The organism is Colwellia sp. 1_MG-2023 (genome assembly GCF_030546755.1).
Taxonomy (GTDB): Bacteria; Pseudomonadota; Gammaproteobacteria; order Enterobacterales; family Alteromonadaceae; genus Thalassotalea_H.
The window spans coordinates 88,292-111,023 of record NZ_JAUOPE010000016.1 but is presented as its reverse complement, the minus strand read 5'-3'; the positions used below and the strand labels follow the sequence as shown (position 1 = coordinate 111,023).

The following is a 22,732-nucleotide window of genomic DNA, read 5'->3' as shown; positions in this document are numbered from 1 at the left end:
GGAGCAGCCTGGTAGCTCGTCGGGCTCATAACCCGAAGGTCGTCAGTTCAAATCTGGCTCCCGCAACCAATTCTTTATTCCTTCTTGAATCTTAATTACCATTTAATCTTATGTACGACCTTAGGTCGTCAGTTCGCTCTCTTCAAAAATAAGGGGCTCCCGCAACCAATTCTTTATTCCTTCTTGAATCTTAATTACCATTTAATCTTATGTACGACTTTAGGTAGGCAGTTCACTCATTATTAAATTAAAGATCTCCCGCAAGCAATATTTAAACATTGACTATAAGCCAAGCTTTATACAAGGCAACTTTTCATACTTATAACTCATAAAGGTATTTCCTTTAACAACTAAAGATTGATTGCCACCCTTGCAAGTTATATCCTAGCCTTATCCATTCTATTCTAATTAATTTATTTAAATGACTCTTTTTAAAATAGATATATCATTTGCTTTGCTGATATCTGTTTGCTTTTTATTGTTGCAAAGCAATAATGCCAATGCTCAAAATTTACGAGATGCTTGTTTATTAGAAGCAATTAAAAATGCCGAAGAAGAACTTACCACAACACAAATTAAAGAAAAGTGTGACCGATTAAAAGAAAGAAAAATTAAAACTGGCGCTATCTCAAATCGATTGATTTCAGAACGAATCGCTGCATTTGACCCTTATGTAATAACACCACATAAGATGAATTATATATTGCCGTTTTCAATGTCAAATAGGATCAATAAAGAAGCATATGCCTACGATAATTTTGATAACTGGGAAGATAATTTAGAAAATTTTGAAGCAAAATTTCAACTCAGTATTAAAGTACCATTGAATAAAAATGATATCTTTATTGAAGGTGATAGTTTGCACTTTGGTTTTACGTTACAGTCTTGGTGGCAATTGTATTCCAACAATATTTCAAAACCGTTTAGAGAAACTAATTATCAACCTGAGATGTTTTATGTTGCTCCGTTAAATTGGCATCCCTTAGGTAGTAATACTGGTTTTGCTATTGGAGCCGAACATCAATCAAATGGTCGTTCACAACCTTTATCACGTAGTTGGAATCGTGTGTATGTTAACTTTTTACTAGAAAAAGATAATTTCGCACTATCTTTTAAACCATGGTTCAGGCTTAAAGAAAAAGAAAAGGAAAATTATTTAGCCTCTGACGGTGATGATAACCCAGATATAAGTGATTACATGGGGCATTTTGAATTAGGCATCGCGCATAAATGGTCAAAATATGTTTTGTCGTTTGAAGGTCGGCATAATTTTTCACATCACAAAGGCGGTATGGAACTTAGTTTTACTTTCCCTCTTTGGGGAAAGTTAAGGGGCTATGCACAATATACTGCCGGTTATGGCGAAAGTTTAATTGATTATAATCATAGTCAACAACGTTTCGGCTTAGGTATTGCGTTAACCAATCTTTTATAATGTAAATATTATTGTCAAATTCGAGAAATAAAATGTTAAAAACAGGTCGATATCAACATTTCAAAGGTAATTATTATCAAGTGTTACACATTGCTAAACACAGCGAAACAGAAGAGGAACACGTTGTATATCAGCCTGAATATGGCGATAGAGAAATTTGGATAAGACCCCTTTCAATGTTTGATGAAATTATTGAGCGGGAAGGTAAAACGTTCAAACGCTTTACCTTTGTCGAAGAATAGCCATTTGTTGTATTTACCCAATAGAAAAATGATTATGATCTTGCCAAGGAACTTGCTTCGTCTTTACATGAGAAACTGTTGCTGAAGGTGGACCATGGTTTAACCATTCTAACATTTCATCCACATTTTTCTCTTCCCCGCAAAGCAACACTTCAACATCTCCGTCGGCTAAATTCCGTGCATAACCACTTAAACTACACTCAATTGCTTTTTGTTGGCTAGATGCACGAAAATATACACCCTGCACTTTTCCACTAATATGAGCTAAATAACTAACATTCATCACTTCATCTCTCTTATTTTTATGATAAATAAATCCATTAGAAGATTGCGTCTGCGCTAAGCATTGACTAAACTCGGCGCAAATTAACCTTGTAATATTAAGTATAGGCAAATGTCAGCAAGAATTTATTTAAAAGTTTCGCGAGAAAAATCTTTGTTAAGAAAACATCCTTGGGTTTTCTCTAAAGCTGTCAATAAAATAAAAGGTAATCCTATGTTAGGAGATACCGTAGACGTCTTAGATAACAAGGGAAATTGGCTTGCTAAAGGAGCATATTCTCCAGAATCACAAATAAGAATTCGTATTTGGAGTTTTGATGAAACCGAAGAAATTGATCGAGATTTTTTTCGTAAGAAAATATTAAACGCGCAACAACGACGGGATTGGTTTATCGAGCAAGGTCAATTAACAGGCTACCGACTAATTGCTGGTGAATCAGATGGATTACCAGGTGTCACAATAGATAAATACAATGATTTAATTGTTTGTCAGTTGTTAAGCGCTGGTGCAGACTTTCATCGATATACCTTAGTTGATTGTTTAAAAGAATTATATCCAACTTGTCATATTTATGAACGTTCAGATGTTGATGTGCGTAAAAAAGAAGGCTTAGAGCCTGTGACTGGTTGGTTAACTGAGCCGCAAGCCTCTACGAGTACCGTGATTCAAGAGCATGGCATTAATATTCACGTGGATGTTGCAACGGGTCATAAAACAGGTTTTTATTTAGATCAACGAGACTCTCGTGTTGCAGCCGGGCGATATGCAAAAGATAAAACGGTATTAAATTGCTTTTCATATACGGGCACTTTTTCGCTACACTGTGCCGCAAATGGCGCTAAAGAAGTAATTAATGTTGATGTTTCACAACCGGCTCTAGATACGGCAGATCATAATCTGCAATTAAATAATTTAGCGGATAAAAATGTTTCATTTATCAAAGAAGATGTTTTTAAATTGCTAAGACGTTTTCGCACTGAAAAACGAACGTTTGATATGATAATTTTAGATCCACCTAAGTTTGTTGAATCAAAGGCACAACTTACCGGCGCTTGTCGTGGATACAAAGACATTAATATGTTGGCGATGCAGTTATTAAAACCAAATGGGATTTTATTAACTTTTTCATGTTCAGGTTTGATGGAAAGTAACTTATTCCAAAAAATTGTTGCAGACGCTGCATTAGACGCAAAACGTAATGCGTATATTGTAGAAAGGTTACACCAAGCAGGAGATCACCCTGTTTCTTCAAATTACCCTGAAGGCTATTATTTAAAAGGCTTGGTTTGCCAAGTTGACTAAAAACTGAACGTTATTTTCAGTTTTTAGTCTATTTCGGCAATGTTAATACCAATTAAATAAGTATCAGTACTTTCTTCTGTAACACGTACCACTTTACCTTGAACATCTAAAGGTTGTACTGTGCTGCCTGAAGATTCAACACTTACTCTGACATTAGTATTTAATTCAAGCGGATGTGACATTTCAATTGCCATACCTGTTGCACTTAAATCTCGACATGTGGCAAATATCGTACTATTTGCTTCATCGTCTATAATGGTGACTGATACATCGCTGTTTAACATCATACGATAAAAATCACGCTTATCATCATAATTAACCATCACTACTCCATTGGCCTATTGATAATTTCTTGTTTCTTTTATACGCATTGCGCTAAAACATGTCAAATATCAGCTTAACAAAGTAAGTCACAGCCAAAGTAAAAATTTAACTAAATTCTTTCAAATGGTTGGTAATGCGTTTCACTGATATTGGATAAGGTGTTTTTAAATTTTGCGCAAACAAAGATACCTTTAATTCTTCAATCATCCACTGTACTTCATTGATTTCGGCTAATACAGCAAGGTCTTGTTTCACTTTTGCTTGAACTTGCAAAAACTGTTGTTCAACTTTTTCTGCTTCTATCATTTTTAAACGATCTTGATTGGGATCAATAGGTAACTTCTCTAATCGTCGTTGTATTGCTTTTAGATAACGTTCAATATCGGCCATACGTTGATAACCCGCTTGTGTGATAAAACCTTTATAAATTAATTTTTGCAAATGTTGTTTCACATCTCCGTGAGATTGAATGAGGTTTAGTGGCACATTACCTTTTAGTTTTTTAGTGATTTCGTGTGATAATTGCAGCACTCTTTCTACTTTTATTGCTAAGTTTAAAACTGTGTCAGCAATTTCAGCACGTACATAATCCATACATTGCTTGAAACTTTCTTCATCTCTCGGAATTTCGGCTTGTTCTTTAACTAAAAATTGACATGAAGCTAATATACAATCGTGCAATAAATCATTAATTGAACCAAAAGGATTAAAATATAAACCTAACTTAGCTTTATTTGGCAGCTTTTGTTGAAGGTATTTTATCGGTGACGGAATATTAATTAAAATGAGTCGTGCAACTCCCGTTAGCATCGCTTGCTCAGCAAGTACTTCGTGTTCAAATAGCTCAATTGCTACACTTTGTTTATGATCGACAAGCGCAGGAAACGCTTTAATAGTTAGGTTTGCGACTTTCTTTTGATAATTGCTCGGTAATTTAGAAAAGTCCCAACGGGTTATTTCTTTTCGTTCTATTCCTTTATCAGCCACTTGTTTAATTGAGGCTTTAACCTTACCTTGTAATTTTGCTTGTAACTGAGTTAAATTTCGGCCTTGTTCAATGACCTTTCCTTTATCGTTAATGATTTTAAAATTCATTTGTAAATGAACTGGTAGTACTAAATCTTGCCAACTTTCTTCATCTAATCTAACCCCTGTCATTCTAAGTAATTGCTTAGCTACCGCTTGTTGTAAAGTTTGTTCATCTTGCACAATTGCTGCAATACAAGCATCAGCATAATTAGGAGCCGGGACAAAATTACGTCTCAAACTTTTTGGTAAACCTTTGATTAACGCTATGATTAATTCGTAACGTAATGCAGGGATTTGCCAATCAAAACCATGTTCTTGTACTTGGTTTAAAATGCCTAACGGAATATGGACACTAACACCATCATCGATATCTCCAGGCGTAAAATGATAACTTAGAGCAAAGTTTAAATTCCCTTGTTGCCAAATATCAGGGTACTCAGCTTTAGTAATTTTTTTGCTGTCTTCGTTGAGTAAAAATTCTCGGGTAAAATTAAGCAACTTAGGCTGGCTTAATTTCGTTTTTTTCCACCAAGATAAAAAACTTCGTTGACAAATGATATGCTCAGGCAATTTGTCGCTGTAAAAATGATAAAGTTGTTCTTCATCAATAAGAAAATCTTTACGTCGAGCTTTTTGTTCTAGTTTCTCTACTTCTTTAACTAAATCAAGATTACGCTGATAAAAGGATTCTCGAATATTTGCATCACCATTGACAAGTGCTTCTCTGATAAAGATATCCCGACAAGTATCTGGTTCTATGGTATTAAATTGTATTTTCCTCTTGGCAACGATAACCATGCCATATAAAGAAACTTGCTCGTAACCCATTACTGAGCCTTGCTTTTTCTCCCAGTGTGGTTCGCTAAAATTCCGTTTTAATAAATGGTTTGCCATTGGCTCAATCCATAATGGATCTATTTTAGCGACCATTCGACCAAATAATCGACTCGTTTCAACTAACTCGGCTGCCATCAACCATTTCGGGGGCTTTTTAGCTAAAGCAGAGCCAGGAAAAACAAAAAACTTAGTGCCTCTTGCTCCTTTATATTCTCTATTTTCATCTTGTTGGCCTATAAGACTTAACAGCCCACTTAAAATGGCTTGATGAATAATATCTTGCCCTTGGCTATTTTCATCGTCAACGGTCACCGAAGACATCGCAATATTGTTGTCTTTCAACGCTAACTTTAATTGGCTATAAATATCTTGCCATTCGCGTATTCGAATATAAGAAAGGAATTCTTTTTGACATAATTTTCTAAATTGATTATTCGTTAACGCTTTTTGGTTATCGTTAACATAACCCCACAAATTTAAAAAACTAATGAAATCTGATTGCTTATCTTTAAAACGATTATGTTGTTCATCAGACGCTTGTTGTTTTTCAAAAGGACGTTCTCGTGGGTCTTGTATGCTTAAGGCGGCAACAATTATAAAAATTTGCTCTATACAACCTAACTCTATTGCGGTTAACACCATTTTAGCTAAGCGTGGATCTACAGGGAATTTCGCTAACAACCGCCCTGTTTTCGTTAACCTATTGTTTTGATCTGTTTTATCAACAGCATTGAGTTCTTCTAATAGACGAACTCCATCATTAATATTTCTACTATCTGGTGGCTGTACAAACGGAAAGTTATTAATATCGCCTAAATCTAAAGCAAGCATTTGTAAAATAACAGTTGCCAAGTTTGTCCGTAATATTTCAGGATCCGTAAACTCGGGTCTGTTTAGGTAGTCTTCTTCAGAATATAAGCGTATACAAACACCTTCAGACACACGACCACAACGACCAGCTCGTTGATTAGCACTAGCTTGTGAAATGGCTTCAATGGGTAAGCGTTGAACTTTAGTTCGATAACTATAACGAGAGATCCTCGCTGTACCCGGGTCTATCACGAATTTTATCCCCGGAACCGTTAAACTCGTTTCAGCAACGTTAGTAGCCAAAACAATATTACGACCTGAATGAGGTTGGAAAATACGGTTTTGTTCTTGTACTGTCAAACGTGAGAATAACGGTAATATTTGGGTATGACGTAAATTTGCTTTTTCCAGTGCATAGGCTGTATCACGGATTTCTCGTTCACCGTTTAAAAAAACTAATATATCGCCTTGGCCATAGGCAGAAAGTTCATCAACTGCCTGCAAAATGCCAGATATAACATCAACGCCATCGTCTTGACCATCTTGGTCATTATCTTTCATTTCATTTAATGGCCGATATAACATTTCTACAGGAAATGTACGTCCAGAAACTTCAATAATAGGAGCTTGCTCAGTATCTGTTGTGCCAAAATGTGCAGCAAAACGTTCAGGATCAATCGTTGCAGAAGTAATGATAACTTTCAGATCAGGACGCTTAGGTAGTATTTGCTTTAAGTAACCTAATATAAAATCAATATTTAGGCTTCTTTCATGGGCTTCATCGATGATTAAAGTATCGTATTGCTTTAGTAAACGATCATTTTGCATCTCAGCAAGTAATATTCCGTCGGTCATCAATTTGATATAACTATTATCACTAACTTGATCTGTAAAGCGGACTTTATAGCCAACTACATCGCCTACTGTGCTGTTAAGCTCTTCAGCCAATCTAGTAGCTACAGTTCGAGCAGCAATACGTCTTGGTTGAGTATGACCGATTAACCCTTCGATCCCTCTACCTAATGCTAAACAAATTTTAGGTATTTGAGTTGTTTTTCCAGAGCCGGTTTCACCTGCGATAATCACAACTTGATTATCTTTAATTAACTGAGATATTTTGTCGACATTTTGAGAGACAGGTAAAGCTTCAGGGTAATGTATATGAAGGGTTTTCTGCTGCTTATTTTCTTTATGCAAGATAGACTTTTTTATCTGCTCGGCAAGCTGATTTATTTGACGTTGTTTTTTATCTTGCTGTTTCTGTTCAGAAACTTTAAATTTTTTTAATTGATGAAGACGTTTTTTAAAACGCGACTTATCGGCAAGTCGCGTTTGGTTTAATAAAGGAAAAAGTGCATCAAGTGTGATGCTATTATCAGAAGAAACTTCAGAAGACAAAATAAACTCATGAAAAACATGTAAAAGCTTATTTTATCAATTCTGGTGTTTAATACCAATACTTAATAGAAAAGGTTTTCAGTTATTAACTTACGGTGAAATAATCCGCTATAAATTAAATTTATTGACTGCAGCAAGTAACTGACGACATGTTACTTGTCCGACTAATTTTCCACCTTCAATAACAGGACGACGACGATGTTTTTTCATTAGCATATCTTTTGCAACATCAACAATATCATCATTTGGGCTTGCAGTAAGTATATTGTCTTTGATCATATACTCACTCACCTTTCCAACGCCGATATTATTATAGGTAGCATTTAAAATAGCGTTTAGACAATCCATTTCAGATAATATGCCAACAAAATCACCGGTATCATTAATAATACACAAGCCTGATACTTTGTTATCAATTATCGACTTCATCGCTTCTGATAAATGAACATTTTCATTTACTTTTGCTGGATTAGTTAACATGTAATCGCGAAGGTTGACTGATGTAAGCATCGCTATATTCCTTATTTTTTTATTTTGTAAATTATTTTCAAGGGTTTATATAAATACTGTAGACGTAATTATTAAATAAATCATGTCTCTATCAAAATAATTTATCATAATTACAATTTATTAATCTTGTTTCGTTTTTCATTGCCTTTTTACTGTTCAACCTTTGAAAATAAAGCATGCTTGTGATTATCATGAAATAAACAAATATCTTGATAAGCCTTTTTAAAAGGTTTTCGAAGATGACTTTTTAAATGCGATTTAACCTCTTTTGGTTTTTTGGATTTAAGTAAACAGAAAAGCGCTAAGACATATACTGTATCTTGTTCAGATAACGCAGCTTGTCTATTCGCTCTAGGGTTATAACATGACCCACAGCCCCCCTTAAATTGATAAGCAGTATTGGCAAAAATAACGCCAAATCCCATCACACAAGATAAAACATCAATAGCTTGAGGTAAAAATTCTTTGCCACCGGGAGGAAGGATTTTTTGTTGCATCACTAATATGGTTGCTAATTGCTGAACATAAGAAGCGATTAAATCTTGTGGTTGATTCAGTTGACTTGGATTAAAAGTAAATTTAATGCTTTGATCTGAATCTTTGACTAATTCAATGAAGGACCGCTTGCCTCGTAACCCCTGTGCTATTTTTAATTCTGGAAAATCAATTGAAGTCAGTTGTTGTGGCGCAACAAGTGTTAACGGCCAATTTTTCATACCTGCGTATTGTACCGTATGAGTAAAAACGTTATTAGCCATTTCCAGAGCACTACCTACTCGGCCTGGATAAAAGGTGTTTGTAGGAAGCACTAATTCAGTTTCCGTTTGAAATACTTGACTATTGAAATGTTCAATTGCCCAAAAGAAGGTATCAAATATCCAAAGGCGAGAATTATCGTCTATGACAGGCTTAGTTTTAAATAATTGTTTTAACATTATAGTATGAATAAATATGAAGTTAATTTTTAATATTGGTAGCTTTGCTCGAAAGTTGTAATGATTGCCAAGCGGCTGTTTTATATAATGGAACCGTAGATAAAGAATGGTGATGACTACCACTTGATTCTTTGGTTGAATACGACAGATAAATTAAACTTTGATTTTCTTGATCATAAATTCGTCTGATTTTTAAACTTTTAAAAAGAATACTTTTCGATTCTTTAAAAACAATTTCACCGTTTTTCGATTTATCAATTAAGGCAAGTTCAGTCGCTGTAATTTCACCTGTTTGACGACACGCAATACTCATATCAGAAGGATCTGATAAATCTAAATTACCTTCAATATGGCTGATATGACAAGTTACACCATTGAGTTTAGGATCTTTAATGGCTTCTATTTTTACGTCTTTGGTAGTAAACCAACCTAAACTTACATCGCCTACATTGTCTGAACAGCCTGCTATTAAAAAGATGCTTGATAACACCAATAATTTATTCATTATGAAATATTCCGACAAATGACTGACCATTAGAAGACATGCTAGCGCGGTACATACCTTCACTATTAAACGGCATGGTTATATTTCCTTGTGCGTCGATAGCTATAACCCCGCCTGATCCCCCTGCTTTAACTAATACATCGTTAATAACAATATCAGCCGCTTTCGCTAACGGTATATTTTGATATTGAACCCGCGCGCAAATATCCGCAGCAACATGATAACGAATAAAGTATTCACCATGTCCAGTGGCAGAAACAGCACAACTGTTATTATTTGCATAAGTACCTGCACCAATTATCGGCGCATCACCAACTCTACCAAAGCGCTTAGCTGTCATTCCGCCAGTTGAAGTACCGGCAGTTAGATTTCCCGCTTTATCTAAAGCCACTGCACCAACGGTTCCGACTTTAAATTCTGTTGGTAAGCTTTGATGTGCCGCTTGAAAATTTTTTAACTCTTGCTCTTTTTCACTCAACTTCTTTTTGGCTTTTAATAACGCTTTGTATCGATGCTCAGTATTAAAATAGCTATTATCGACAAGTGGTAAACCTTTATTTTTAGCAAATAGTTCAGCGCCTTCACCGCTTAACATCACATGAACGGATTCTTCCATAACTTTTTCAGCTAATGCGATTGGGCTTTTTACGGTTTTAACACCAGAGACAGCACCTGCGTTAAGGGTTTTACCATTCATAATTGAAGCGTCTAATTCGTGCTCTTCATCAAAGGTATATACAGCACCTTTACCTGCATTGAAAAGCGGTGAAGCTTCTAGAATTTGAATGGCAGCGATGACGGCTTGTTGGCTAGATTTTCCTTGGGATAATAATTGGTATCCTTTAGCAACAGCTTCATTTAACTTAGCTTCATAAGTTGTTCGTAACGACGGTGTCATTTTACTTTGTTGAATTGCACCTGCGCCACCGTGAATGGCAATAGCAAATGGTGCTTCATTTGCTTTTACTGTTGCTATAGTCCCAGAAAGCATGAAAGACAAACCAACAAATACAGTATTTGAAAAGAGATTAATATTCATTTTGTTTTTGTTTTTGTTTTTATTTATGGATTATTACAATGTGCTAGAAATCAATGCTCATTGCAAGTGACTATTCATTGAATAGTTTAAATCCGTATATTGTAGATAATTTTCTATATATCTAAGAGCTGTTGCTCTTTCGAGATTGTTTTCGCCGCATTTTGTTAGGTATTTATACAAGACAGAGCCTTTGTTATAGGGTTGTTCCACATAAAAGGCGATAAAGACTTTATGCTCCTGCAAAGTCACCTTACCCCACATCCTTGTGGGGCAACGCCGTAAAATGACCAAAAACGCGGTTCGAAGGATTCGGCTTAAATCGTTTTACGCTTTGTTGAGTAGTCTTTGCTTAGAATGACTAGGCTACACACTACTCGTTGCGATTAAAACGATTTGAACTCGAACAAAATCTAACCGCGAAAGTTCAACAGCCCTAGACAGTCGAAATATATTTGCTAAGCTTAACTAAACTGGTTTGACCAGAATTATTACACCGACAACTTTAGCTAAGGCTGTTAATGAACTATTCAAATTTAACCTTGCACATAAAAGAAGGTATCGCTTTTATTGCCTTGTCTCGTGCAGATAAACATAATGCAATTGATATGACTTTATTCAACGAATTAAATCATGCAATTAAGCGACTAAAAAAAGACACCTCAATTAGAGCTGTTATCGTTTCCGGACAAGGTGAAGATTTTTGCTCAGGTATTGACGTAAAGTCTATGTTTAGCGCCCCTAAAAACGCATTAAGGTTATTATTCAAATGGCTACCTTGGCATTCAAATCAAGCCCAGATGGTATCTACGGGCTGGCGTAATTTAGCGGTTCCGGTCATTTTTGCTATGCATGGTCGATGCTGGGGAGCTGGAATGCAAATTGCGTTTGGTGGAGACTTCCGTATTGCTACCCCAGATGCATCTATTTCGATTATGGAAGCTAAATGGGGACTCATTCCTGATATGGGCGGAACGTTAGCTTTAAGAGAACTCGTACCATTAGATGTCGCAAAAGAATTAGCGATGACCGCTAAAATTATTTCTGGTGAAGAAGCGCTTAGTTTAGGTTTATTAACCAAGGTGTCTAAAGATCCCATGCAAGCAGCGATTAAACTAGCAAATGAAATCGCAACGTTTTCCCCTGATTCCGTGTCAGCATGTAAAAAGCTCTACAATAAAAGTTGGTGGAGTTCTACTGGCGCTGTTATCGCAAGAGAAACTATTTACCAGATAAAAATATTAACGGGAAAAAACTATAAAATTAAGTCGTATAATCAGACCCACGATGAAGCTAAACAAAAGCCTTTTAAACCAAGAATGAAGTGGTAAGCTGTTAAAATGAAGCTAGATAGTTGATGTCAGTGCCAACAAAAAAGCCTTAATAACTTAAGGCTTTTTATTATCTTTATGTAAGTAATTGATAAGTCGTTATTATTTTAATAACTCATGACCTTCTGGCAACTGTTTTGAAATCCAAATAGCAAGTTTATGCTTCATGCTTTGCAGGTCTTCTCCATCTGCCGGTAAAGGATGAACAAGCTTATCATTCACTAATAAACGATAGAGACTTTCAACCTTATCCTTAGCTGCATTGGTTGCAGAAAAACCCTTATAGCCACGATTCATTGCATATTTTTCACCTATTTCAATGGCTTTTTTTAACAGAGCGGCTTCATTTTTTAATTTTTTCATACAATTCCTTGCGCTGATACATCTTGTCTTTTTACAGATTTACGTTTATTCACTTGGCATGGCAAAATAAAAGGCGTTGAGTTTATTACCATCTAAATCACGAAAATATCCTGCGTAAAAACCAGCAAACTCACCTCTTGGTCCTGGCTCACCTTCACAGGTTGCACCTAATTCCAACGCTTTTTTATAAAAGGCATCGACTTTTTCCGGCGAATCCATCGCAATAGCAACCATATTACCGTTACCAACAGTCGCAGGTTGACCATTAAATGGTAAGGTTACAGATATTCCCGGTTGATCAGGAGCCGTTGCCCACGCAACAAACTGCTCAGTCTCCATAAAGCGACCTGCACCTATGGTTGCTAGAAGATTGTCATAAAAGTCCACTGCTTTCTTAAGATTATTAGTGCCTAACGTTACGTAACCTATCATTGTTCATCCCTTATATAGTTAAACCGTTTAGAATTCGGCGATTAGTTTTTTATTAAACTGCTCTATATCAATTGATTGTTCACTTGCTAACATTAACTCATTTAACTGTTGTTGCTCGAGCATTAAAGACGATAATGTCAAAGTATTATCATCAAGTACATAGATCTGATGTAAACTCGTGTAATAAAAGTTCAAAATAATCATGGCTTTTTGATTATGATCTTGAAAAGCTGCTTTTTTTATTTTCTTTAGTTTTCGATAAATTACATTGTGAATTTGCTTCATTTGCCAAACATAATAAATTTCATAAAAAAACGGTGTGGTTTTTAAGTAGTGTAATATGGCAGCACAAGAAAGTAAGGCCAACACAACACCTGAGAAGTTATACTTAAAGTTACTTGTGTCCTCACTACCTTGATTGACTATTGCTTCAGTGATAGGTTCAGAAAAGGTGGCTATCAAAGCGGTGCCAAAGACAAGGGATAATAAAGTTAACACAACAATAAAGCCGATAATAACTCGATTTAAACGTTGTCTATAAATTGTTTTATCTATCTCTACTATTTTCATTATTTGTTTAATTATCCTAACTGTTTCATGTGCTTTATTGATTAATATTAATGCCGGAAAAACGAGCAACTCGACTTTCAACCCCTTGATACCAGACTGATTTTTTACTTTGTAAGGTGATTTGTTCTTTTGCTCGTGTAATACCTGTATATAAAAGCTCTCGTGTGAGCAGTTGATTATCGGTGTTAGTAGGTAAAATTAAAGCAACATGGTTAAATTCACTGCCTTGAGTTTTATGAATAGTCATTGCATAAACCGTTTCAAATTGCGGTAAACGACTAGGTAATATCTGTGTTAACTGACCATTTTGTTGTTCGAAAAAAGCCATTAAATGCCCTTTGTCATTCTGCCAAATGAGGCCAATATCACCATTGTATAAACCTAAGCTATAATCGTTTTCATTAATCATGATAGGTTTACCGTGATAAAGGCTATTTTTGGAATGGCTTTTATTATGTGACCTGTGATTTATCAAATGAGACAATTCTGGCAGTAACCGTGATTCAACTAAATTATTGATTGTTTCGACGCCTGTTTCTCCTTGTCTCGTAGCGGATAAAAATCGAAACTTTGAGAGTAAATGAAAGGCTTGTTCAACACTTTCAGCTGCTCGTATTGGTTGATAATACTCGTCAATTAAATGGTTAAACCAGCTAGCCTGTGAAGAGAATTCTTGGGTTTGTTCAATAAACGTAAGTTGAGGGTTGCCACTATTTATCGCTGATTGTAAAAGCTGCCAGCTTTGTTCACTATCGCCCGCAATAACAAGTTGCGACAAAATTCCTATCGCCCCTTTACCGTCAAAACGACGGCTATGTGTTAAATAAGTAAGATGATCGACAGGACATTTTTTATTAATGGGTAAATTAGTTATGCCGGTGACCTTTTCAAGAAACTTTTTATTATCAGGGCTATATTGTGCTTGATGAAATGGCGTTAAATCAGATAAAACACTGCCAGCGGCAACCGATGGTAATTGTTGAGCATCGCCTAATAAAATCACCTGACAATGTGCTGGTAAAGCTCTAAATACTCTCGCCATCAAAGGTAAATCAACCATTGAAACTTCATCAATTAACAATACGTCTATATTTAATTTGTTCTCTTGATGATGTCTAAAATTGGGACTATTTGGAATAACTCCTAATAATCGATGAATAGTTTTCGTTTCTGTTGGGATTTTAGCGAGAACCTCTTCAGGTAATAACGCTTTAAAACCATCTTTTGCTTGATTAATCGACTCACATAAACGCTGAGCAGCTTTTCCGGTTGGCGCCACAAGCGAAATAGTTAACGCTGGGGCTTTATTAAGCATAATAATTGCTGCCAATAACTTAGTTACCGTATAAGTTTTACCAGTACCTGGCCCGCCAGCAATAATTGAAAAAGATTTATTTAACGCATTGGCGACGGCAATTTTTTGCCAATCTATCAAAGCAGTGTCAGAGTTACTTTGATTTGGAAATAATAATGCAAGACACGCCATTATCTCATTGGTATCAGATGATGTAGTTGTTTCAATTAACGCTAAGTTATCCGCAACCAAATGTTTTTTATTATTTTTAGCGTTAGATTGATGACTGTGTAAAAACTCGATGACTTGTTGTTCAAAGTTATAATAACGACGCAAGTAGAGTTTTTCTTGATGAAAAACTACACCATGTTCCTGACTTTCATCAATATTTAAAAGGCAAAGCAATTCATGTAGGTGGATAAATGAAGGAAATTGAAAACCTTGATGACTAACAACACCAAAAGCATCACAACAATAACCAAAGCGTTGTTCGGCAACAACATTTAATGGCAAACAACTATGTCCCTCTCTTAAACTAACACTTAATGCAATGAGCAAATGGAATAAGCATTCATATTGATGATTTGCGATATTAATTGTTTCAGAGTTATTCGTATTATTTATAAAACGATTAAACAAAATGTCAGTAAATTGTTTGGCAAAGAAATAATCAATGGCTTCAACATTATTTAAGTGCTTTTGCACATCAGCAAAACGGTTATAAGGTATCTTTATACCTAATGAGGTTTTATGCATCATCATTTCCTTGCTCATAAATATCAGATAATTGAGCACAGCCTGCAAACAATTGATCTAGCTTGTTTAGCTCGCAAGGAGAAATTTTACGATAAAAAACACCGCATTTATTGTGTGCTTTATCATTCGACATACCACGTAGATATAAATAATACACGCCACCAAAATCACGTTCTGGTTGATAGTCAGCTAGGGTAACGTTTAAATAACGATGCAAGGCAAGACCATAGATTAAATATTGTAAATCATAATGATGACTCACTACATCAGCTTGTAATTTTTCAGCTTGATAATCGCAATAGTTGTCACCTAAATGGTTAGATTTGTAATCACAAATATAAAATTTACCTTGTTGTTCAAAAATTAAATCAATAAAGCCATGCATCATACCTTTTAACGTTTTGAAATTAGGTAAATTAATATAGCTGTTTTGAATATCGCAATAAGGAGAGTTTTGCCTATGCTCCATTAAAATTTCAGCTAAATAGTTAGTAGATGCTTGTTTTAATGGGAAATAAAATTCCACTTCTTTTAAGCATTGATCGGCAGAAATAGACGATAAGGAAAAATCCTCACTTAAAGGAGTATCAAGCACTTGTTGTAACCATGCGGCTAGATCGGTTTGATCATATTCACTCGGTAAATCACCATATTTCACTAAAGGCCATTTCATACTTTTAGGCCAATCAGGCTGACTAAAAGATAAATGTTCAAGGATATCGTGTAATAAATTACCCGTTTGAGCTCCTTTGGCTAACGAAAACCGAATTAAATCTTGATAAGGTGAACTATCTGCAACAATAGCTACTTGTTGTCTTGCTACATCTCTATCAGGCAATGAAACCCCATTATCACGAATATTACGACTTAATGCGGTAAATGAGCTTAACCACCAATCTCGCTCTATTTTTCCACTAAATTCACTTACTTGACCTAAAGGACCAAGATTTAGTGCTCCTTGATAAACCAGAGTTTCGATTTCATTATCGATCAAAGTAACACCAATACTTTGTGAAGGCTCCTGTGATAATGTCATTAATGATTCAGGAATGTTGGTTTCTTTATGCCACTTACATGATAAGCCTAAAGGTGATAAATGACTGTTATCAAATGGGGTTGAAAGTAAATAACAACGTTGTTCTGCCCTTGTGATTGCAACATATAATAAGCGAATATTTTCGGCGTACGCTTCATTCGCCATTGATTTTTTAGCATCATCCGAACCAGATAAGCTGACAGACAAATGTCCTTGGTCATTATGGTATTCAATCAATTGAATGTGTTTCTTACCAAATTTTAACGGATCTTTATGCCGAGTTGCATAAGGAATAAACACAATAGGATATTCTAATCCCTTAGAACTATGCTGGGTCATGATACGGATGAGGTTTTCTTCACTCTCTAACCTTAACTCACTTTCTCCTTCTGGAAACTCGGCTATGCTTTGCTGTTCGAGCCAATAAAGTAACTCTTGCGGCTGTTTATGTCGTTGGCTTGCACTTTGTATTAGCTCAAATAAATGTAATAAATTAGTTATCGCCCTTTCACTGTCTTCACCGTTAAACACCATATGATCATGCATTAATTTTAAGGCCATGGTGATAAAGCTTTTTTTAAGCCATTCTTCCCTTAACTGTGCAAAGGCGACCTTCATTAATTGCCAAGCTGAGTCGTCTTGTTGTAACCGATAAAATGCGTCTGGATTAAAAGGTAATAGCGGGCAAGTTAATGCCGCAGAAAAATATCGCTCATTTTCTAAAAATAAGATCCCTTTTAACAAACGTAATAATTGTTTGGTTTGTACGCTATGTAATAAATTTGTTCTATTACTTAAGTAAACAGATGGTAAACCTGCATTAAATAAAGCTTGCTTAATATCTTTGGCTTCGGTGCCATCTCGAACAAGTAAGGCGATATCTTTTGCTTGAACATTTTGCTGAGGATCCGTTAACAAACTAATGATTTCATTGGCGCACCATTTAGCCATTTCAGTTCTAAAACTTTGCTTAGTGGCTCCTTTTTGTTCAATATTTTCAAAATGAATAAATTGTAATGCTGCTTGTGAATGCCAATTTGAGTTAGATGAAACAGCATCTAAAGCATTATAGTTATTTATTGCAGCCGGCGATGGTTTAACAGGATGATAAGGAATATTATAGCCAAAAACATCTCGTCCATCTGATGTTAAATCGTCTCCATAAAACAAGCGGTTATAACCTGAGATCATATGACAGCTAGATCGCCAATTGGTATCCATTAACCATTGATAGTCACAATCCTGTCGCGCCGACATGTAAGCAAAAACATCCCCTCCTCTAAAACCATAAATGGCTTGTTTAGGGTCGCCAATCATCATCAGGCCTGAAGTAAAACTTTCCTGCTCACGGTTATAATACATGGCTTTTAATATGGAGAATTGTTCTGGATCTGTGTCTTGAAATTCATCAACTAAGGCAAAAGGATATTGTCTAATTAATGTGTCAGCCAAAGCATTTCTGCCATGTTTATCTTTTACTAATTTATCGGCTAATGAGGTGATCAAATCATCAAAACTTAACACATTAAGCTGCTGCTTTTGCGCTTTAACCGCTTGACGTATACGGTAAATACCTGTTCTAACAATCGTTAAAGCGTCTAAACGTGCAATATCTGATAATAAAGTTTCCGCTTGTTTTTTTACCAGATTAACAGAGGTAAATATTTCAACCAGTTCAGCTTTAGCCGTTGACCTAGAAAATCGACGTCCATCAATAAAAGCAACGGGCATTTTAATGGAAATATTTTGATGATCGGCTATCACATTTTCTAACCAATGAATTAACTGTTGGTATTCATCCGTACGTTTTACTTGCTCTGCTGGTTTTTTACCTTCAACAAGATATGTAAACAAGGTGTCTTTATGAGTATTTAAATCGGCTATTGCTTGAGTCACTAAATGAGTAAAATGCGATATAAGTGACTGACTTTCTACTAAATCTAAATCACAATTTTTATTAATAGCTTTGGAAAAATAACTGACAAAACTTTCAGGAACAGACCAAAACTCAATCAGTTGCCTAAAGGCGGTTTCATCTTCACTGGCTAATTGTCGAAACCAATCTTGAACCGCTTGCAGCACTAACGTTTGTTGATCTGTTTCCATATTGGCATTGAAAGGAATTTGACTGGCGAACGCATGTTCGGTTAATACTCTTTTACAAAAGCCATGTATCGTAAAAATAGCCGCTTCATCAAGAAACAGTAATGCTTCTTTTAATAAATGTTTCGCCTCAGCCGCTGATACAGTCTGGGCAATACTACTGAAAAACGCTTCTTGTTCACAAAGCTCATGCCAATTTGTTAAGGCTAAACGTATTAATTCATCGATTCGCCCACGAAGTTCTTCCGTCGCGTCTTTTGAAAACGTCATCACCAATATTTGTTTAACGGTAAGTTTTTCTTCTAATAACAAACGCAAATAAATTCGTGTGATATTAAATGTTTTACCCGTTCCAGCACTCGCTTCAATTAAATGGATACCTCTTAAAGGAATAGCTTGTGCAACTAAATTTTTCACAACCGGTGTCGTTTTGTTCATGCCTATTTTTTCACCTGTTGTTTATTAATATCAATGTTCTGATAAACGTCGAGCAGTATGGGTTGAATATCATTAAAGTCAGGACACTTTGGCCAGAAAAATTGGATATAAGGATCACAGCCAAAGGCTGGTTGATTATGGTCGTCCAACCAAAACGTTTCAAAATGCGTTTGTTCAAAAATTTTTGCTTTAAAAAATACTTGAGCCAAGTCACTGTTTAATAATAATGCTTGTGACTGACCTTCTAAGTAAACGGATAGCAACTGACTTAATTGTTGTTTGGGGTTATCAATAAAGGGGTAATAAAATTGCTCGGATTTTTGATTTTTACTATCAAAATAAAAGCCATGACTTGCTTTGACTTTTTGTAGTGATGTTAATAATGCGATATCTTCGCCGTTAAGGGAAGAATTTTGCTCTGAGTTGTTTTCTAACCATACTTCAACAATTAATAAGTTTAAATACAAGCCCAAGAAATCTTTCATTTTTGGTCGGCTACTACGAAAATGAATAATTTTGTCGTCGCATACTTGGATTTCGGCATTGAGTTTAAAACTATAAACTTGTGACGGCTCTGTATTATCTAAGATAACTTGATGCGTAATAGTAAGGTTAAATAATTGTCTTTCCGCCAAACAATTTTCTTCAATAAATTGGGCAAAATTCAAACTGTCAGTTAACAGCTTATCCAATTGCTCGCCTTGATGAGGTAATTGTGGAAATTTTCCTGATAAACTAGCTCGTTGCTTATATTTTTCAAGTAAGGTTTGTTGTCGTTGTTTTTGCTCTGTTTCATCTATTTCATCAGCAAGACTTACTAAATTATGCTCAGTTAATAGGTTATGTAACGCCTGTTCTTTCAATAAATATCGCGATAGATGATCGCTATCAAAGGGTTCGATATCGTTTAAGGAGTCATCCTCGTTATCTAAATAAAGCGATAAGGTATTTTGAGCAAAAAACCTAGCGGGATGAACAAAAAAACGAATTAACACTTGAACACTTAGCTCATAATCACAGTCAGTTTGTGTCACTGTCTTATCGATATTATTAATCTTTAAAACTGAATTCGTTTCTTTATTGTCTACTTGACGAGTTGGCGATAAGGCTAACCATTTTTTATCAAAGCCTGCATATTGACCTAAATAATTTTTCTCACTATAAGGTTGCATGGCTAATTGTCGTAAATCTATTGCTTTATCAGCGAATAATTTCCAACAATATCCCTTTTCAAGGTAGTCCATCAATTCTTTCAGCACGATTGATGGTTGTCTGACATTATTATTTTTAATACTTCGTCCTTGATAACTGAGGTATAAAGCTTGTCTGGCTGAAATAATAGCTTCCAAGAATAAGTAGCGATCATCCCCTCTTCGCGATCTATCACCAACTCTGCTGGCTGATAAAGCCATTAAATCAAAACCTAAAGGAGGTCGTTGTCGAGGATATTCACCATCATTTAAACCAAGAATTGCGACCACTTTAAATGGAATACTTCGCATTGGTAACATCGAACAAAAAGTGACTTGTCCGATCATAAATTGCCTACCGGTATCTGGTTGGCTAAAGTGCGAATTTAAAAACTCCCTTAAAATGGCTAAATCAACTTTTTCATCAAAATTTGCATGCTGACAATATTCTACAAACGTTTCGATGGCAGCATAAATCACATTGAAATTATCATCTTGCTGAGCATCAAATATATCGTCGATAAATGAAAGTAAAAACTGATGCCAATCTTGGGGTGTACGTTTAGCATTAAGCTGATAAGTGAAATATTGTAATTGCTCTATTACCAACATTAGTTGACCAAGCAATATACCGTCACTACCTTCAACGTTTGGTAGTACGAGTTTACCTTCGTATACTGCTTCATGGTCAGCGTAGGCAAAGCCTTGTAATAACCGTGTTAAGCCATATTGCCATGAAAATTGTTCAACAGCTTTTTCCGTACCTAGTACCTGTTGCTTATGAGCATCGTCTAATCCCCAATGAATACAAGCGTGTTCAATCCATAAGGTACATTTTTCAATATCTTCTATTTGCAAACTAAATTTAGCTTGCATAGCTGGCAAACGCAGCCAGGCTAATATTTGACTGACTTGAAAGCGACTATCAGGTAAAGTTAATAGCTCAGCAAAAGCGGCGACTAAAGGCTCCGAGTCTTTAGCAACACGATCAGATATCGAACAAGGTAATGGCGGAATGTCACTTGCTAATTCTTGCCAACCTTTGGCAAACACCGCATTAACATAAGGAGCATACATTTCAACTTGCGGACACATCACCAAGACATCTTTAGGTGTTAATGTGGCATCATTATTAAACTGATGTAATAACCAATCATGTAAACCTTGTACTTCACGTAATGCGCTATGTGCACTAGTAATGACAATTGATTCATCTTTTAATACGACAGGAGCTTCCCTAGCATCTGAAAGTGTTAAAATATCATTTTGAATTTTAGCAAGTACGGAGACAGGGAGTGATTGACATTGAGGAGTTGTTTTCTCAAATGCTTCAATATTTACCGTGGAATATTCTTGTAATAATAGCAAAAACTCACGCCCTTGCTGTCCTAAATTGGCCAATAAAGGATTGCCTACACTAGCAATATTATCAGATTGATCTTCTGTCCATTTATCACAATGTTTAATTGCTTGTTTTTCACTAAGGATATCGCCCCAGTAATCAACACAAGGATTAAGATGAAAAAAATGAACTTCTGTCACTTCACTGATGGCATTGATAAAAGACAACCACATAGGTGCCATGGCATTAATACCGAATAAACAAATACGTTTAGGAATTAAATGTAGACATTGAGTTAAATTTTCTTCGGCTTGTTTTAATAAAACTAAAGGGTTGTAATCTTGTTCTTCAACTAACAATAGCCATAATTTTGCTTGCCATTGCTCTAAATGGTAAAAATCATTATTGCCATCAAATGTATCCTGCTGAGATGATTTTTCATTCCGCCAAGCATCTATCCATTCAGGGCGAAAAACCAGATACTGTTCAAATAAATCGGCTAATTGACACGATAATTGAAAGCGTTTTAAATTTTCTTGGCTTGAGGGGGTAAATTCAGCTTGACTGTTTATGTGAGGCTTTTGTGGAAGGCGCCAATATTGCGTAACTGACGTGAAATCATCATCATTAATGATCCGTTTCTCAGCTAATAGTTGAAAAATCCGCCATGACATTGCTTCTCTTGAAAACGGTGCTTGATCTACTTCATCCCCTTTATTGACCAGTGTTCTAACGAGCCCCCATAAAAACTGAGCTGGTAACGCGTAATCAATATTTAAACTGATCCCTCTATTTTCAGCTAACGACATGTTAAGCCAATGCTGCATACCTGCATTTTGCACGATAAAGACTTCTTTTGAGAAAACAGGCAATGGAGAGATTTGTTGAATTTTTTCAACAAGCGCTAATAAATTTTCCATTTTATTGGCGGGATAAAGGTAGATCAACAGACAACCTGGCTGGCAAATAAATATTAATTGAATTTAATCATATCATTGGATAGAACACTAGGGCGTGTTGTTCTTTCGTGATAATTTTTTGCAACAGCTTGTTTGGTATTTATACAAAACATTGCGAATGATCTGTGGTTATTTCACCTCAATAAGCAAAAATGTAGTAGAAGAGACAAACAAAGGCTGCCCGAAAGGTTCAATTAAAAGCCATTTTTTATTCGTTGTTCGCTATTTACATGGAACAATCATGCTACTTAACTCACGCCTAGGATAAATGA

General features: G+C 35.6%; 17 protein-coding genes. 4 read left to right on the top strand and 13 right to left on the bottom strand.

Features of this window, described 5'->3' with window-relative positions; genetic code table 11:
- Positions 1–421: 421 nt before the first annotated feature.
- Together Q4493_RS16185 and Q4493_RS16180 are read left to right on the top strand one after the other, a co-directional pair.
- Positions 422–1,435 carry a phospholipase A gene (locus tag Q4493_RS16185; protein ID WP_303454839.1) on the top strand — a complete coding sequence of 338 codons (1,014 nt, stop codon included), beginning with the start codon at positions 422–424 and terminating at the stop codon, positions 1,433–1,435.
- Between the two features lie 32 nt (positions 1,436–1,467).
- Positions 1,468–1,677, top strand: a complete 210-nt coding sequence (locus Q4493_RS16180; RefSeq protein ID WP_303454837.1) for a DUF1653 domain-containing protein — start codon at positions 1,468–1,470, stop codon at positions 1,675–1,677.
- 13 nt (positions 1,678–1,690) lie between these two features.
- Here Q4493_RS16180 and Q4493_RS16175 read toward each other — a convergent pair whose 3' ends face one another.
- Positions 1,691–1,960, bottom strand: coding sequence for an acylphosphatase (locus Q4493_RS16175; RefSeq protein ID WP_303454857.1), 270 nt, complete (start codon positions 1,958–1,960; stop codon positions 1,691–1,693).
- A gap of 111 nt (positions 1,961–2,071) precedes the next feature.
- On the opposite strand from Q4493_RS16175, the gene Q4493_RS16170 reads away from it, so the two are divergent.
- Positions 2,072–3,262 carry a class I SAM-dependent methyltransferase gene (locus Q4493_RS16170; RefSeq protein WP_303454835.1) on the top strand — a complete coding sequence of 397 codons (1,191 nt, stop codon included), beginning with the start codon at positions 2,072–2,074 and terminating at the stop codon, positions 3,260–3,262.
- Positions 3,263–3,285: 23 nt separating this feature from the next.
- Here Q4493_RS16170 and Q4493_RS16165 read toward each other — a convergent pair whose 3' ends face one another.
- The 6 genes from Q4493_RS16165 to Q4493_RS16140 form a co-directional block, all read right to left on the bottom strand.
- Positions 3,286–3,585 (bottom strand): PilZ domain-containing protein, encoded by a 300-nt coding sequence (locus Q4493_RS16165; protein WP_303454833.1) that lies wholly within the window; start codon positions 3,583–3,585, stop codon positions 3,286–3,288.
- Positions 3,586–3,691: 106 nt separating this feature from the next.
- Positions 3,692–7,630, bottom strand: a complete 3,939-nt coding sequence (hrpA, locus tag Q4493_RS16160) for an ATP-dependent RNA helicase HrpA (protein WP_303454854.1) — start codon at positions 7,628–7,630, stop codon at positions 3,692–3,694.
- A gap of 138 nt (positions 7,631–7,768) precedes the next feature.
- On the bottom strand, positions 7,769–8,170 hold the full coding sequence (locus Q4493_RS16155; RefSeq protein WP_303454831.1) for a CBS domain-containing protein: 402 nt from the start codon (positions 8,168–8,170) through the stop codon (positions 7,769–7,771).
- A gap of 149 nt (positions 8,171–8,319) precedes the next feature.
- Positions 8,320–9,105, bottom strand: a complete 786-nt coding sequence (locus tag Q4493_RS16150) for a hypothetical protein (protein ID WP_303454829.1) — start codon at positions 9,103–9,105, stop codon at positions 8,320–8,322.
- Positions 9,106–9,127: 22 nt separating this feature from the next.
- Complete coding sequence (locus tag Q4493_RS16145) at positions 9,128–9,610, bottom strand: CreA family protein (RefSeq protein WP_303454827.1); 483 nt, start codon at positions 9,608–9,610, stop codon at positions 9,128–9,130.
- Complete coding sequence (locus Q4493_RS16140) at positions 9,603–10,601, bottom strand: isoaspartyl peptidase/L-asparaginase family protein (RefSeq protein WP_303454851.1); 999 nt, start codon at positions 10,599–10,601, stop codon at positions 9,603–9,605. Before Q4493_RS16140 ends, Q4493_RS16145 begins: the two co-directional genes overlap by 8 nt.
- Before the next feature lie 566 nt (positions 10,602–11,167).
- Here Q4493_RS16140 and Q4493_RS16135 point away from each other — a divergent pair.
- Positions 11,168–11,977 (top strand): crotonase/enoyl-CoA hydratase family protein, encoded by an 810-nt coding sequence (locus tag Q4493_RS16135; protein ID WP_303454825.1) that lies wholly within the window; start codon positions 11,168–11,170, stop codon positions 11,975–11,977.
- 102 nt (positions 11,978–12,079) lie between these two features.
- Here Q4493_RS16135 and Q4493_RS16130 read toward each other — a convergent pair whose 3' ends face one another.
- Genes Q4493_RS16130 through recC form a run of 6 tightly spaced genes read right to left on the bottom strand, consistent with a single transcriptional unit; the run spans position 12,080 to position 22,448 of the window.
- On the bottom strand, positions 12,080–12,340 hold the full coding sequence (locus Q4493_RS16130) for a DUF5062 family protein (RefSeq protein ID WP_303454822.1): 261 nt from the start codon (positions 12,338–12,340) through the stop codon (positions 12,080–12,082).
- 45 nt (positions 12,341–12,385) lie between these two features.
- Entirely contained in the window at positions 12,386–12,772 is a 387-nt protein-coding gene (locus Q4493_RS16125; protein ID WP_303454820.1) for a VOC family protein, read from the bottom strand.
- Between the two features lie 27 nt (positions 12,773–12,799).
- Positions 12,800–13,342, bottom strand: coding sequence for a DUF3087 family protein (locus Q4493_RS16120; protein WP_303454817.1), 543 nt, complete (start codon positions 13,340–13,342; stop codon positions 12,800–12,802).
- Between the two features lie 34 nt (positions 13,343–13,376).
- Positions 13,377–15,392 (bottom strand): exodeoxyribonuclease V subunit alpha, encoded by a 2,016-nt coding sequence (recD, locus tag Q4493_RS16115; protein ID WP_303454814.1) that lies wholly within the window; start codon positions 15,390–15,392, stop codon positions 13,377–13,379.
- Positions 15,385–18,969 carry an exodeoxyribonuclease V subunit beta gene (gene recB / locus Q4493_RS16110; RefSeq protein WP_303454811.1) on the bottom strand — a complete coding sequence of 1,195 codons (3,585 nt, stop codon included), beginning with the start codon at positions 18,967–18,969 and terminating at the stop codon, positions 15,385–15,387. The genes recD and recB overlap by 8 nt, the downstream gene beginning before the upstream one ends.
- Before the next feature lie 2 nt (positions 18,970–18,971).
- The gene (recC, locus tag Q4493_RS16105) at positions 18,972–22,448 is read right to left on the bottom strand and encodes an exodeoxyribonuclease V subunit gamma (protein ID WP_303454809.1); all 3,477 of its coding nucleotides are present in this window, start codon (positions 22,446–22,448) and stop codon (positions 18,972–18,974) included.
- Positions 22,449–22,732 lie beyond the last annotated feature (284 nt).

What these genes read in the sequence shown, in the direction of transcription:
- Q4493_RS16185 (WP_303454839.1), top strand. Translation starts at nt 422, where the DNA reads ATGACTCTTTTTAAAATAGATATATCATTTGCTTTGCTGATATCTGTT.
- Q4493_RS16180 (WP_303454837.1), top strand. Translation starts at nt 1,468, where the DNA reads ATGTTAAAAACAGGTCGATATCAACATTTCAAAGGTAATTATTATCAA.
- Q4493_RS16175 (WP_303454857.1), bottom strand. Translation starts at nt 1,960, where the DNA reads ATGAATGTTAGTTATTTAGCTCATATTAGTGGAAAAGTGCAGGGTGTA.
- Q4493_RS16170 (WP_303454835.1), top strand. Translation starts at nt 2,072, where the DNA reads ATGTCAGCAAGAATTTATTTAAAAGTTTCGCGAGAAAAATCTTTGTTA.
- Q4493_RS16165 (WP_303454833.1), bottom strand. Translation starts at nt 3,585, where the DNA reads ATGGTTAATTATGATGATAAGCGTGATTTTTATCGTATGATGTTAAAC.
- Q4493_RS16155 (WP_303454831.1), bottom strand. Translation starts at nt 8,170, where the DNA reads ATGCTTACATCAGTCAACCTTCGCGATTACATGTTAACTAATCCAGCA.
- Q4493_RS16150 (WP_303454829.1), bottom strand. Translation starts at nt 9,105, where the DNA reads ATGTTAAAACAATTATTTAAAACTAAGCCTGTCATAGACGATAATTCT.
- Q4493_RS16145 (WP_303454827.1), bottom strand. Translation starts at nt 9,610, where the DNA reads ATGAATAAATTATTGGTGTTATCAAGCATCTTTTTAATAGCAGGCTGT.
- Q4493_RS16140 (WP_303454851.1), bottom strand. Translation starts at nt 10,601, where the DNA reads ATGCTTTCTGGGACTATAGCAACAGTAAAAGCAAATGAAGCACCATTT.
- Q4493_RS16135 (WP_303454825.1), top strand. Translation starts at nt 11,168, where the DNA reads ATGAACTATTCAAATTTAACCTTGCACATAAAAGAAGGTATCGCTTTT.
- Q4493_RS16130 (WP_303454822.1), bottom strand. Translation starts at nt 12,340, where the DNA reads ATGAAAAAATTAAAAAATGAAGCCGCTCTGTTAAAAAAAGCCATTGAA.
- Q4493_RS16125 (WP_303454820.1), bottom strand. Translation starts at nt 12,772, where the DNA reads ATGATAGGTTACGTAACGTTAGGCACTAATAATCTTAAGAAAGCAGTG.
- Q4493_RS16120 (WP_303454817.1), bottom strand. Translation starts at nt 13,342, where the DNA reads ATGAAAATAGTAGAGATAGATAAAACAATTTATAGACAACGTTTAAAT.
- recD (WP_303454814.1), bottom strand. Translation starts at nt 15,392, where the DNA reads ATGCATAAAACCTCATTAGGTATAAAGATACCTTATAACCGTTTTGCT.
- recB (WP_303454811.1), bottom strand. Translation starts at nt 18,969, where the DNA reads ATGAACAAAACGACACCGGTTGTGAAAAATTTAGTTGCACAAGCTATT.